Consider the following 12,305-nt stretch of genomic DNA (forward strand, 5'->3'; position numbering starts at 1 on the left):
ATCGATAAAGAAAAACCGCAGATGAGTCTGCGGTTTTTTTTATTTATTTCTTCCCCTCCTTCAGCCTTTTCACTTCATCTTTCAGAAGCTCTATATATTCCTGAAGATTCTTTATAATGGCAAGACTCATTTCATTGTTGAAATGGGTAACATTTCCCATAGCATAAGATCCCGGGCTGTCATTGAATACCGGATTCTGGATAATGGTCTTCGCTTCGTCATCCTCATAAATTTCTTCCATGGGAAGATCCAGAAAACGGGAAATTTTCTCCCATTCATCTCGGAAAATCCGTACATCGCCGCTTTCTTTTCTGCTGTAGTTGGATACATCAGTGGCTATGATGTCGGCGATCTGTTGCTGGGTATAGCCTTTCTGTTTTCTTATGGCGCGTAATTTTTCTTTTTGCATAGCCGGTTTTTTTACAAAAATGCGAATTTAAATTGTATTCTTAAAATCCTTCTGTATGTTTTTAAAAAATGTCCTTTAATCATAATGCAGATGATCTCTTCTTATGTTTTTTATTAAACAAAAATCTGAATTAGCGAAAGAAAGTAAAGCCAGAACATGGTATTGCTTATATAAGTTTACGTCTTTTGTTTATCTTAAAAATAAAAAGATATTCTATTTAATTCTTTGTCTTGCTTTGTATTTAAAAAAACAGGTCAATCAATAAAAAAAACGCAGAAAGTCTGCGGTTGTATCATTTAAGAGCCATAGGCTGCTTTCCATTCATCGGCGGCTTCACTCAGAACACCGTAGAACTCTTCACCATACTTTCTGGTAAGTGGTGTTTTCAGAAACTTATAGATCGGAACCTGAAGTTCTTTTCCAAGAGCACACGCATCGCTGCATACACTCCATTCGTGGTAGTTCAGGGCTGTGAAGGTAGAATATTCCGTGATGCGGATCGGGTAGAGGTGGCACGAGATCGGTTTCTGCCAGTCTACGGCGCCGTCCTCATAAGCTTTTTCAATACCGCATTTCGTGATTCCTTTCTCATCAAAGGTTACATATGCACATTCGCGGTCTTCTACCATAGGCGTCACATACATGCCGTCCTGCGGATCCGTAGTCCACGTACCTTGCTCTTCCAGGGCTTTGATGCCTTCCGGGGTAAGATAAGGTTTTATTTTATCAAAAATACTGTCTAAAATTTCACGTTCATCCTCGTCTAAAGGAGCACCTACATCTCCCTCCACACAGCATGCACCTTTACATTTCGTAAGGTTGCAAACAAATTCTTCGGAAAAAATATCCTCTGAAATCAATTTATCGTCTATCTGAATCATAATCTTTAAAATAAATTAAAATACGTACCTGCTTTAAAAGTAATTAAGCTCATAATGATAAGCCATAAGCTTACCTCCTGCATCCAGTATTTAGGCAGAAATCTCATCATCCTGCTGAGAATGATGCTTGATGGAAATGCCAGAAGCAGTAAATATTCGTAGTTTTTATTCATATACAGAATAATGGTCACCAGCTGGGCCAGTGAAAAGACAAGCAGGAATGTATATTTGTACCGGCTTATCGGGCTTTTTTTATTGTAATTTTTAAAATGGTCGTATACTGCATAAATAAGCATCAGCAGCACAGGAATCAAAGGAAGGAGATCCATATAATCCGTCATCGGCTTCATTTTTCCAAACGGGAAATAATCAATATTCCACGTTGTAAAACTGAAAAAGAACATGATGGAAAAATAGCTGAATGCAATCATTACAATTCCCAAAAGGAACCTGAAGAGATTCAAACTTACTTTTTGAGACGTTGCAATCACGTGAACAATCACGAAAACCGCCATGGGCCACGTGGTAGGCAGGAAAATAAAATTCAGGGCCACAATGGCTCCTACCAGTACATAGGACTTCTTCCTGATATCTTCATCGGCACTTGTCAGAAGGAGAAGAAGAAAGGAATTCGTAAGCAGGGATACCGCAATTCCGATGTCCAGATTTCCCGGATACAGGCCGAAAACAAAAATAGTATATAGAAATAACGGCAGATGCGTCTGATAATTCAGGGCAATGCTGTGAAAACAAAAATAACCCAGAGCAATTCCCAGGAAAGTTATTCCGGCAACAATAGCCTCATAAGTATTGAAATTCAGTATGTTAAATATTATAACTACTAAAAGAAGAAAACCAATATAAACAGGAATTGAAAAAATATTGCTTTCTTTTGAAAGTAATTTAAACATTTTTTATAAATTTGTACAAAGTTAATTTAAAAAAGGAAAATAATGACGTCTTTCTGGTTATTCTTAAGTAAAGTTTTCAAATGGGCCTTCGGTTTTTTTGATGCATTTGGAAATGTTCTGAACTGGATTCTATTTATCGTTTGCTGTGTATTATTCGTATACTGGTGCTATGTACTGGTTGTGACACTGGGCGGTGATAAAGACAAAGAATATTATTCTCCTACTGAGGGTAAAAACCCTTACTACGATCCTAAGATCTATAAAAAAGAAGGTTAATTAATTGGTTATATAGTAAAAAACCGATCGGACTTTGGTCTGATCGGTTTTTTTATTAACGATTAAAATTCAATTTTCTCTAGTCGTGGATGGGAAGTACAAGTACCGGAACCGGTGAATCTTTCGTAAGCCCTTTCGTTAAGCTTCCAATAAACACATCATAAATTCCGCTTCTGCCATGTGATCCCATAACGATATAATCTGCATTCTTAGCCTTTGCATAATCCAGGATCGTATCCTTTGCGATTCCCTGTTTTAAAAGATGCTCGCAGTCTACATCATTAGCTATAATTCTCTGCTCGATCTTATTCAGCTGTACCAGTTCTTCTCTGATCTCATTGGCTTCTACTTCAGGAAAATATTGATATCCCATATCACCGATAGCAAAACCAATATCCGAAGGTGCCACGTGAATCAGAAAGATTCTGCCGTTCAACTGTTTTGCAAATTTTACGGCTCCGTCTACAAGCTGTTCTGTTTTGTCCCCAAAATCTACGGGAAGTACAATATTTATCATGACCTCTAATTTTGTTATCCTAAAGATAAGAAAAAAAGCCGGAATTTTTATGTTAAATACTTATAATATTCGGATGTCAAGAATTTTTTCATCTCTCAGATAAGCCTCCAGGATGTCATTTTCATGCACTTGTCCTACCCCTTTCGGAGTTCCTGTGAAAATAAGATCACCTACCCTCAGTGTGAAGTACTGGGACGCAAAAGCAATAATATCATCAAAACTGAAAATCATATCTTTTGTATTGCCGTCCTGAACTTTTTCTTTGTTTTGAAGTAAGGAAAACTGAAGTGCTTCCAGATCATAATTCTCCTTTTTAAAGAAATTTCCCATTACGGCAGAACCGTCAAAACCTTTCGCCAGTTCCCAGGGAAGTCCTTTGGATTTAAGTTCGCTCTGAAGATCTCTTGCCGTAAAATCTATTCCCAGACTGATCTCTTCATAATGCTTGTGAGCCGTTTCTTTCTGAATGTATTTTCCTCCTTTTGAAATTTTTAAAACAACTTCAAGCTCATAATGAACATCATTGGAGAATTCCGGAATATAAAAATCATTTCCTTTCAGAACCGCCGTATCGGGTTTCATGAAAATAACCGGTTGTTCAGGGATTTCGTTTCCTAATTCCTTAGCATGTTCGCTGTAGTTTCTTCCTATACAAATGATTTTCATAACGTTTAATTATTTATGTTTGATGAGCCCGTCATTGCGGGGAATGTAATGACGAAGCAGTCTTTATTATTTTTAAACCTAAACTTTATTCGGGTGTAAACTCATTTCCGCAATAATAGCATACAAACTTCTGGCTCGACAAAATGGAGATTCCAAAGAAGCTTGTAGCCCTGTCGTCCCTGTAAATATGGTTGGAGCCACATTTCGGGCATACAAAATCAAATGCCGGGTCTTTAATGGTATGTTCTACTTCCAAAGAATAGGCCTCATTATCATTATAATCCTGCAGGATCTGTTTAGCCTTTTCCAGATCATCTTCAAAAACCTGCAGCTGAATGCCGCCCACAGCCTGAGAAAGCAGCCAGTCCGACTGGATCAGTTGCTCATTGGCGATGAAGCTGTTCACGCCGTTGTCAGCAAGGATCTGCTTGTCCCTGTTGGCTTCAAGAGCGGTTTCGTAGAATTTAAAACGGGTCAGATTCGACATTTTTTAAAATTTACCTGAAAGTTGGATCTTTGTAAATACCTTTTTGGTGTACAGCGGAAAATCCGCATTCTGAAGCCATCCGTAATAGCCAAGATCCTTCTGGAAAACAGCTTTTACCACCTGGCCTTTATATTTCCCAAAGTTGAAAACAGCTTCGGTTTTATCATTGAATCCGATGAATCCGGCAAGATCAGCATTCTTATTATGGAAAGTGAACTCACTTAAAGGCGCAATCTCATTCGGAATATCGTCATACTTTCCAACCTGCGCATCCAGGACTTCGAAAGTAGCCATCACATCAGCCTCGGCAGAGTGTGCGTTTTCAAGAACCTTTCCGCAGTAGAACTGATAAGCAGCACCCAGATTTCTCGGTTCCTTTTTGTGGAAAATAGTCTGTGCATCCACCAGTCTGAATTTACTCAGATCAAAATCTATTTCTACCCTCAGCAATTCTTCTGCCAGAAGCGGAACATCAAATCTGTTTGAATTGAATCCTCCAAGGTCACTTCCTGCAAGCATTTCCATCACCTTTGGGGCAATTTCTCTGAACGTAGGCGCATCTTTTACATCCTCATCATAAATTCCATGGATGGCGCTGGATTCAGCAGGAATAGGCATCTCCGGATTCACACGCCATGTTTTGCTTTCTCTGGACGCGTCCGGATTGACTTTTAAAATACAGATTTCTACAATTCTGTCCTTCCCGATATTCGTTCCTGTAGTTTCAAGATCAAAAATACAGAGAGGTTTATGGAGCTTTAAATTCATGTTGTTAATTTGAAAATGAGTTAATTTGATAATGTGCTGATTGGGTGATATGCTGATATGCTGATGAGTTGATATACTAATTTCTAACATCTAACATCTAGCTTCTAACTTCTAGTCTCTACTTCAGCTGTCTTTGAAAAACCAGCGATACTAATATATAATAAATAACAAGCATCGGAATACCTACGATCTGAAATATAATCAGAATAGCAATTCCGCCGCCTAATAAAATAACTTTCGGATAATTGTCCTGCAGCTTTTTCGATTTGAATTTCATGGCCATCATCTTGATCGGGCTGATCAGAAGCCATGAGGTAATAAGCGTCAATACAATCAGAAATAATGAATTGTCAAATAAAAATCCAAAGTTTCCGGTTTCTTTGAACGCATAATACAGTCCAAAGAGCAGTACGGTGTTGGTTGGGGTGTTTAATCCTTTGAAATAATAACGCTGTTCTTCATCAAGATTAAAGATGGCCAGTCTGAGACAAGAGAAAACCGTCACCAGAAGCCCGATATAGCTTACATCAAAAGGAAGATGCAGACCCAGGATTTCATTTCCGAACGGCTCCAGCGCTTTGTACATCGTAAGACCCGGAATCAGTCCGAAACTTACCATATCTGCCAAAGAATCCAGCTGAAGTCCCAGATTGGAGTTGGATTTTACAGCGCGGGCTACAAACCCGTCAAAGAAATCAAAAATGGAAGAAAGAATAAGACAGATCGCCGTAGTCTGGTAATCTCCCAGAATCAAATGTATCGCCCCCACACAGCCCGCAAATAAATTGGCAAGCGTCAGTAAATTGGCAAGATTATTTTTTATGAAATTCATATCCGCAAAAATACAGTTTTTCCAAATTTTATCCTGAAATATTATGAAGGAAAAAATACATTAATGTGAATTTGATGTAAATTTGCCGGATGAAATTTTTTAAAGAATTTAGAAAGCAGGAAGTTCTGGCTCTTTTATACAGAATTTTCTTAGCATACGTTTTTTATCAGGTTGCCAGACTTTTGTTCTGGTTTTTCAATAAGGAACTCATCAAAGTGGATTCCGTTTCAGATTATTTCAATATTGCATTTCATGGGATTGCTTTCGACACAACGGCGATCTTATACGTCAATGCTTTATTTATTCTGCTGAGCCTTATTCCAATTGTCATCAATACCAAAAAAGCTTATCAGGCCGTTCTGTTCTGGCTGTATTTCATCACCAACGGAATAGCCTATGCCATGAATTTCGGTGATTTTGTCTATTATAAATTTGCCCAGGCCAGGCTGACATCCACCGCATTGCAGGTGGCGAAACATGAATCCAATATTTTTAAGGTTTTCACTGTTTCCATTATGCAGCATCCTTTTGTACTGATTTGGTTCATTGTGTTAATGGCACTTTGGGTTTTCCTGTACAAAAAAGTGAAAATTACATCGGGAAAGCCGGAAAAGCTTATCCCTTACTTCATCTGGTCCATATTGACTCTTTGCGGAACGGCCGTATTGGTTGTCGGAGGGATCCGTGGTGACTTCAAACACAGCACAAGACCAATCAATTTGGTGGATGCCAACCGTTTCGTAGTTAATCCGCTTCAAGGGAATATTGTTTTGAACAGTACGTTTTCATTTTTCAGAACGCTGGGAACCAATAACTTTAAAGAAGTTCATTTTGTAGACGAAAAATTTATCACGGATAATGTTCAGCCTTATAAACTTTATGACAGGAAAGTAGAAAACCGTCCCAATATTGTCATTTTTATCGTTGAATCTTTCGGCAGGGAATATTCCGGAGCTTTTAATAAAGATAAAAATATCAATGGCTACGTTTCCTACACTCCATTCATCGACAGTCTGGCGGGACAGAGTTTGATTTTTCCTAATACTTTTGCAAACGGACGGCAGTCTATCCATGGAATGAGCAGCGTGCTGGCGGGAATTCCAAGTCTTACCGATGCATTTACCAGTTCACCGTATTCCAATCAGAAAATTCAGTCTATTGTTTCGGTGTGTAATGATCTGGGCTATGATACTTCTTTCTATCACGGTGCACCAAACGGATCCATGGGCTTCCTTGGATTTGGAAATATATTAGGGTTTAAACATTATTTCGGGAAAAACGAATTCAATCATGATGAGGATTTTGACGGAATGTGGGCCATCTGGGATGAACCTTTCCTTCAGTATTTCGCAAAAAATACAGGCCAGAAACAGCCGTTTATGACCACGGTATTTACTGCTTCATCGCATCATCCGTTTAAAATTCCTGAAAAATATAAAGGGAAATTTAAAAAAGGAACCATAGAAATGCATGAACCGATACAGTACACGGATTATGCCATCAAAAAATATTTTGAAACCGCTAAAAAGGAGCCTTGGTTTAACAATACCATATTCGTTTTCACAGGAGATCATACCAATCAGATTGCCTACGGTGAATATGAAAAAGCGATGAACCGTTTTGCTGTTCCCTTGATTCTGTACTCTCCAAATCCTGCATACAACCTTAAAGGCGTGAATCCTGAAGTGGCACAGCAGATAGACATCTATCCAACCCTGGCAGATCTGATCGGGTACAATAAACAGATCAGAAGCTGGGGAAGAAGCCTTGTAAGCGATAAAAAATATCCGCCCATTGTGGTGAATTCAGATGGAAGTTCAGAGCAGTTTATCATCGGAAACCATATGTACCGTTTTGACGGTAAGGAAATCACCGGAGTATATGAAAAAAATGACCTTGGATTTGCCAATAACCTTTTGGGTAAACTAAAAACCCCGGAAATAGAAAAAGAAATGCTGACCGCAAAAGCATGGTATCAGGATTATATGGATAGGGTAATTAATAGGAAACTGAAATAGCTTGAGGTGCTTGGAGAGCGTATGAGCGGAGAATTTGTTGCTGGTTGACAGTTGCTTGGTTGAGAGTTACTGGTTCGAAACCCGCATCCCGAAACCCAGAACTTTATAAAGTGCTAAAATCTACCGAAACCCGCATCTTGAAAGTTTGGCCTATCATATGCTTAGTATAATAAAAGTTTTTGCCTGTTTGGAATTTAATTTATATTTTTATCAATAGATAGGTAACGAAAAACGTATATCAGAATTAAAACTATAAGAAATATGAAAAAAGTATTATTAACATTTGTACTTTCCCTGTTCGGTGTATTGTCATTTGCGCAGATTGAAGGTAAGTGGAAGACTATTGATGACGAAACGAAGCAGGCGAAGTCTGTTGTTGAGATCTATAAAAAGTCAGACGGAAAGTATTACGGAAAAGTTTCCCAGCTGCTTATAAAGCCGGCAGATCCAAACTGTTCAGCATGTAAGGACGACAGAAAAGGGAAGCCAATTGTAGGACTGGAAATCATCAGAGGTCTTAAAAAAGACGGGGATGAATTTACAGGAGGAACCATCACAGACCCTAAAACAGGAAAAACGTACAAATGTACCATCACAAAAAGTGGTGACAAACTGAATGTAAGAGGATATATGGGAGTTTCCATATTAGGAAGAACTCAGGTTTGGGACAAAGTAAACTAGTCAAGTTTAAAATAGAATTTTAAGACGGCATTTCAGAAATGAGATGCCGTTTTTTATTTTTAAGACTTATGATGTAGGATTAAAAACAGCGAAACAGGCGGACTCATAAAAGAAAAACCTTTTTGATTCCATTAATATTAAGGCACCTCATTCAATGAGATGCCTTTTTTGTTATGTTACTAATAAAAAATCACTATTTTTGTAGTCTAAATTTTTCAAATAAATATGGCAGAATATACTTTTCGTGAGGTAATTGCACAGGCAATGAGCGAGGAAATGCGTAAAGACGAATCCATCTTTTTAATGGGGGAGGAAGTTGCAGAATACAATGGTGCGTATAAAGCTTCAAAAGGAATGCTGGATGAATTTGGTCCTAAAAGAATAATCGATACACCCATTGCTGAGCTTGGTTTTACCGGGATTGCTGTAGGGGCTGCGATGAATGGTAACAGACCAATTGTAGAGTATATGACGTTCAATTTCTCATTGGTAGGTATTGATCAGATTATTAATAATGCGGCCAAGATCCGTCAGATGAGTGGTGGACAGTGGAATTGCCCGATCGTTTTCAGAGGACCTACTGCTTCGGCAGGACAGTTGGGAGCTACACACTCTCAGGCTTTTGAAAACTGGTTTGCAAACGTTCCCGGACTTAAAGTAGTGGTTCCTTCAAACCCTTACGATGCGAAAGGATTATTGAAAACAGCAATCCAGGATAACGACCCGGTGATTTTCATGGAATCTGAGCAGATGTATGGCGACAAAATGGAAATTCCTGAAGAAGAATATTACCTGCCGATAGGTAAAGCAGATATTAAAAGAGAAGGTACAGATGTTACTTTGGTTTCTTTCGGCAAGATCATGAAGCTGGCCATCCAGGCGGCTGAAGATATGGCTAAAGAAGGAATCTCTGTAGAAGTGATTGACCTTAGAACAGTTCGTCCTCTTGATTTTGATACCGTTTTAGCTTCCGTTAAAAAGACCAACAGATTGGTAATCCTTGAAGAAGCATGGCCATTTGGTTCCGTATCTTCTGAAATTACTTATATGGTACAGCAAAAAGCCTTTGACTATCTGGATGCACCTATCAAGAGAATTACCACTCCTGATGCACCTGCTCCGTATTCAGCGGCATTATTTGCAGAATGGTTCCCTAAGCTTGAAAAAGTAAAAGAGGAAATCAAAAAAGCGATGTACGTAAAATAACTATTATAGAGAAAAACTTCCGAAAGGAAGTTTTTTCATTTATTATATTCATGAAGAATAATTCATGACGTCATAAAATTAGTATAAATTTGCGCTTTTAAAAAATAAATTGGCTGATATGGCAGAAGTTACAGAGGGTGGTCATCACTTTGACCTTAAGAAACTCTCATTTGTAGGCGTTATAGTATCTCTTGGGATTGTTTTCGGAGATATCGGAACCTCGCCCCTTTACGTAATGAAGGCGATTGTTAACGCAAGAAAAGACGGTGCCGGAATGCCGTTTGATGAATATATTGAAGGAGCACTGTCCTGCATCATCTGGACGCTGACCCTTCAGACCACCCTTAAATATGTGATCATTGCTTTAAGAGCGGATAACAAAGGGGAAGGTGGGATTCTTGCCCTGTATTCATTGGTAAAAAAGCTCAAGAAAAAATGGCTCTATGTGGTCGCCATTATCGGTGCCTCCACGCTTGTGGCAGATAGTGTGATCACGCCCTCCTTAACCGTGATGTCTGCTATTGAAGGGCTTAAAATATACAATCCGGAAACACCGGTAGTTATTATCACCATTGTGATTCTCTTTGTGGTCTTCGTTGTACAGCAGTTCGGGACCGCTTCCATCGGGAAATTTTTCGGACCCATCATGGTGACCTGGTTCCTCGTTCTGGGAATCTTCGGTTCAATTCATATTGTTGACCATATAGAAATCTTCAAAGCTTTCAATCCAATATACGCCTATAACCTCATTACGCACTCTTCCAGTGCCATCGTGATTATGGGAGCGGTGTTCCTGTGTACCACGGGAGCAGAAGCACTGTATTCAGATCTTGGACACTGCGGTGCCAAAAACATCAGAATCAGCTGGATTTTTGTTAAAGTGATGCTTATTCTGAACTACCTTGGACAGGGAGCATGGCTTTTAGACAACTATCACCAGGTTTTCAACGGGGTGAATCCTTTCTTCGGAATCATGCCTCAGTGGGCTGTTCTTCCGGGGGTAATTCTGGCCACTGCTGCTGCGATTATTGCCAGCCAGGCTGTAATTACAGGATCATTCACCATGTTCTCCGAAGCGATGTCTATTTCCTTCTGGCCGAACCAGCACATTGAATATCCTTCAGGGATCAAAGGGCAGATGTATATTCCAAGAATCAACTGGGGGCTGATGGCTTTCTGTTTCGTAGTGGTTATATTTTTCCAGAAATCAGAGCGGATGGAAGCGGCGTATGGTCTTACCATTACCATCACCATGTTGATGACAACCATCCTGTTGCTGTTCTGGCTGAGCCGTACAAGAGTGAATAAGATCTTTATCCTTGGATTTGCCGTTGTTTATTTATTCTTAGAATCAGGGTTCTTCTATGCAAACGTTATCAAATTTGTTGACGGCGGATGGTTAACCATGGTATTAGGTGGATTCATCGCAGTCTGTATGTATGCATGGTACAACGGAAGATTAATTAAGGCGAACTTTATCCAGTACGTTAAAATAGAAAAATACGTTTCCATCCTGAAAGATATGAAGCTGGATGAAACCATTCCGAAATATGCGACCAATCTTGCTTATCTGAGCAGAGCCAAAAGAAATGACGAGGTAGAATCCAAAATTATCTATTCCATCATCAAAAAACAGCCGAAAAGAGCGGATCATTACTTTATTTTAAGTATTGTAAACCAGGAAGATCCATATACTTTCAAATATACCGTGGACGAAATTCTTCCCGGAACCGTATTTAAGGTTAATTTCCTTTTAGGATTTAAAGTAGACCGCAGAATCAATGATTATTTCAATATGGTTCTGAAAGATCTTATGGCAGACGGCACCCTTCCTTCACGAAGCAGCCACCCGTCTCTGAGAGCGCATAATATTCCGCCGGATCTGAAATATGTGATTATTGATAATACATATATCAACGATATACTTTTAACTGTTAAACAGAAGATTACGCTCAATATCTATAACTTTGTGAAGTACATCGGAAGCGATGATTTCAAAGCATGGGGAGTGTCTTCGCACAACGTAGAAGTGGAATCTGCACCTATTACAGAACTTACGGTTTATGACAACAAGATTGAGCAGTCTGGCTTCTTCCGTCATAATTCCTAAAAGTACAGGTACCCAAGTATGAGGTCTATTTAAATAAAAATCAATAAATTTGTAGATAATTTTTTTGATGGATACAATACAAAAAGAAAAAAATATTGCTTTGATCAAGGATGTTTTAAGAAACTACCTTCTGGAAAAGGGGTTTAGAAACACACCTGAACGATATACGATATTGGAAGAGATTTACAGTATGGATCACCACTTCAATGTGGATGACCTGTACCTTCTTATGATGCAGAAAAAATATCATGTCTCAAAAGCAACCATTTACAACACTATTGAAATTTTCCTTGATGCAGGTTTAATCCGTAAGCATCAGTTTGGAGAAAAAACATTGACTTCTTCATCTTATGAAAAGTCTTATTTTGATAAGCAGCATGACCATTTGGTGATCTACAAAAAAGGCTCTGATAAAGAAATAGAAGAAATCATCGAATTCTGTGATCCAAGAATCCAGGGAATAAAAGAAGCAATTGAAGAAGCATTTGGCGTAAATATTGATTCGCATTCGCTGTATTTCTATGGCACTAAGAATGATTAATC

General features: G+C 38.8%; 14 protein-coding genes. 6 read left to right on the forward strand and 8 right to left on the reverse strand.

What is annotated here, in order from left to right; genetic code table 11:
• Positions 1–43: 43 nt before the first annotated feature.
• From JET18_RS02560 to JET18_RS02570, 3 genes are all read right to left on the reverse strand, one after another.
• Positions 44–409: a helix-turn-helix transcriptional regulator gene (locus JET18_RS02560; protein WP_202089051.1), complete on the reverse strand. Its 366-nt coding sequence runs from the start codon at positions 407–409 to the stop codon at positions 44–46.
• 296 nt (positions 410–705) lie between these two features.
• Positions 706–1,290, reverse strand: a complete 585-nt coding sequence (locus JET18_RS02565) for a DUF3109 family protein (RefSeq protein WP_202089052.1) — start codon at positions 1,288–1,290, stop codon at positions 706–708.
• Between the two features lie 5 nt (positions 1,291–1,295).
• Positions 1,296–2,201, reverse strand: coding sequence for a DUF6427 family protein (locus JET18_RS02570; RefSeq protein ID WP_202089053.1), 906 nt, complete (start codon positions 2,199–2,201; stop codon positions 1,296–1,298).
• Positions 2,202–2,243: 42 nt separating this feature from the next.
• Between JET18_RS02570 and JET18_RS02575 the strand changes: the two genes are divergently transcribed.
• Positions 2,244–2,477, forward strand: a complete 234-nt coding sequence (locus JET18_RS02575; RefSeq protein ID WP_202089054.1) for a DUF6341 family protein — start codon at positions 2,244–2,246, stop codon at positions 2,475–2,477.
• Positions 2,478–2,556: 79 nt separating this feature from the next.
• Here JET18_RS02575 and JET18_RS02580 read toward each other — a convergent pair whose 3' ends face one another.
• From JET18_RS02580 to JET18_RS02600, 5 genes are all read right to left on the reverse strand, one after another.
• The gene (locus JET18_RS02580) at positions 2,557–2,994 is read right to left on the reverse strand and encodes a universal stress protein (RefSeq protein ID WP_202089055.1); all 438 of its coding nucleotides are present in this window, start codon (positions 2,992–2,994) and stop codon (positions 2,557–2,559) included.
• A gap of 60 nt (positions 2,995–3,054) precedes the next feature.
• On the reverse strand, positions 3,055–3,660 hold the full coding sequence (locus tag JET18_RS02585) for a fumarylacetoacetate hydrolase family protein (RefSeq protein ID WP_202089056.1): 606 nt from the start codon (positions 3,658–3,660) through the stop codon (positions 3,055–3,057).
• 85 nt (positions 3,661–3,745) lie between these two features.
• Entirely contained in the window at positions 3,746–4,147 is a 402-nt protein-coding gene (locus tag JET18_RS02590) for a putative signal transducing protein (protein ID WP_202089057.1), read from the reverse strand.
• Positions 4,148–4,150: 3 nt separating this feature from the next.
• Positions 4,151–4,915 (reverse strand): 3'-5' exonuclease, encoded by a 765-nt coding sequence (locus JET18_RS02595; RefSeq protein ID WP_202089058.1) that lies wholly within the window; start codon positions 4,913–4,915, stop codon positions 4,151–4,153.
• Between the two features lie 118 nt (positions 4,916–5,033).
• The gene (locus JET18_RS02600; protein ID WP_202089059.1) at positions 5,034–5,747 is read right to left on the reverse strand and encodes a CDP-alcohol phosphatidyltransferase family protein; all 714 of its coding nucleotides are present in this window, start codon (positions 5,745–5,747) and stop codon (positions 5,034–5,036) included.
• A gap of 89 nt (positions 5,748–5,836) precedes the next feature.
• Between JET18_RS02600 and JET18_RS02605 the strand changes: the two genes are divergently transcribed.
• From JET18_RS02605 to JET18_RS02625, 5 genes are all read left to right on the forward strand, one after another.
• Positions 5,837–7,765: an LTA synthase family protein gene (locus tag JET18_RS02605; RefSeq protein ID WP_202089060.1), complete on the forward strand. Its 1,929-nt coding sequence runs from the start codon at positions 5,837–5,839 to the stop codon at positions 7,763–7,765.
• A gap of 261 nt (positions 7,766–8,026) precedes the next feature.
• Positions 8,027–8,446 carry a DUF2147 domain-containing protein gene (locus tag JET18_RS02610; protein ID WP_202089061.1) on the forward strand — a complete coding sequence of 140 codons (420 nt, stop codon included), beginning with the start codon at positions 8,027–8,029 and terminating at the stop codon, positions 8,444–8,446.
• A gap of 225 nt (positions 8,447–8,671) precedes the next feature.
• A complete protein-coding gene (locus JET18_RS02615; protein ID WP_076508284.1) occupies positions 8,672–9,652 on the forward strand; it encodes a pyruvate dehydrogenase complex E1 component subunit beta in 981 nt (326 codons plus the stop codon).
• A gap of 118 nt (positions 9,653–9,770) precedes the next feature.
• Positions 9,771–11,762 (forward strand): KUP/HAK/KT family potassium transporter, encoded by a 1,992-nt coding sequence (locus JET18_RS02620; RefSeq protein WP_202089062.1) that lies wholly within the window; start codon positions 9,771–9,773, stop codon positions 11,760–11,762.
• Positions 11,763–11,829: 67 nt separating this feature from the next.
• Positions 11,830–12,303, forward strand: a complete 474-nt coding sequence (locus JET18_RS02625) for a Fur family transcriptional regulator (RefSeq protein ID WP_202089063.1) — start codon at positions 11,830–11,832, stop codon at positions 12,301–12,303.
• Positions 12,304–12,305 lie beyond the last annotated feature (2 nt).

The sequence above is a fragment of the Chryseobacterium endalhagicum genome, assembly GCF_016745235.1.
Taxonomy (GTDB): Bacteria; Bacteroidota; Bacteroidia; order Flavobacteriales; family Weeksellaceae; genus Chryseobacterium; species Chryseobacterium endalhagicum.

Coding starts and splice junctions, on each gene's coding strand:
- JET18_RS02605 (WP_202089060.1), top strand. CDS start 5,837: ATGAAATTTTTTAAAGAATTTAGAAAGCAGGAAGTTCTGGCTCTTTTA.
- JET18_RS02610 (WP_202089061.1), top strand. CDS start 8,027: ATGAAAAAAGTATTATTAACATTTGTACTTTCCCTGTTCGGTGTATTG.
- JET18_RS02580 (WP_202089055.1), bottom strand. CDS start 2,994: ATGATAAATATTGTACTTCCCGTAGATTTTGGGGACAAAACAGAACAG.
- JET18_RS02575 (WP_202089054.1), top strand. CDS start 2,244: ATGACGTCTTTCTGGTTATTCTTAAGTAAAGTTTTCAAATGGGCCTTC.
- JET18_RS02615 (WP_076508284.1), top strand. CDS start 8,672: ATGGCAGAATATACTTTTCGTGAGGTAATTGCACAGGCAATGAGCGAG.
- JET18_RS02625 (WP_202089063.1), top strand. CDS start 11,830: ATGGATACAATACAAAAAGAAAAAAATATTGCTTTGATCAAGGATGTT.
- JET18_RS02560 (WP_202089051.1), bottom strand. CDS start 409: ATGCAAAAAGAAAAATTACGCGCCATAAGAAAACAGAAAGGCTATACC.
- JET18_RS02585 (WP_202089056.1), bottom strand. CDS start 3,660: ATGAAAATCATTTGTATAGGAAGAAACTACAGCGAACATGCTAAGGAA.
- JET18_RS02590 (WP_202089057.1), bottom strand. CDS start 4,147: ATGTCGAATCTGACCCGTTTTAAATTCTACGAAACCGCTCTTGAAGCC.
- JET18_RS02620 (WP_202089062.1), top strand. CDS start 9,771: ATGGCAGAAGTTACAGAGGGTGGTCATCACTTTGACCTTAAGAAACTC.
- JET18_RS02565 (WP_202089052.1), bottom strand. CDS start 1,290: ATGATTCAGATAGACGATAAATTGATTTCAGAGGATATTTTTTCCGAA.
- JET18_RS02600 (WP_202089059.1), bottom strand. CDS start 5,747: ATGAATTTCATAAAAAATAATCTTGCCAATTTACTGACGCTTGCCAAT.
- JET18_RS02570 (WP_202089053.1), bottom strand. CDS start 2,201: ATGTTTAAATTACTTTCAAAAGAAAGCAATATTTTTTCAATTCCTGTT.
- JET18_RS02595 (WP_202089058.1), bottom strand. CDS start 4,915: ATGAATTTAAAGCTCCATAAACCTCTCTGTATTTTTGATCTTGAAACT.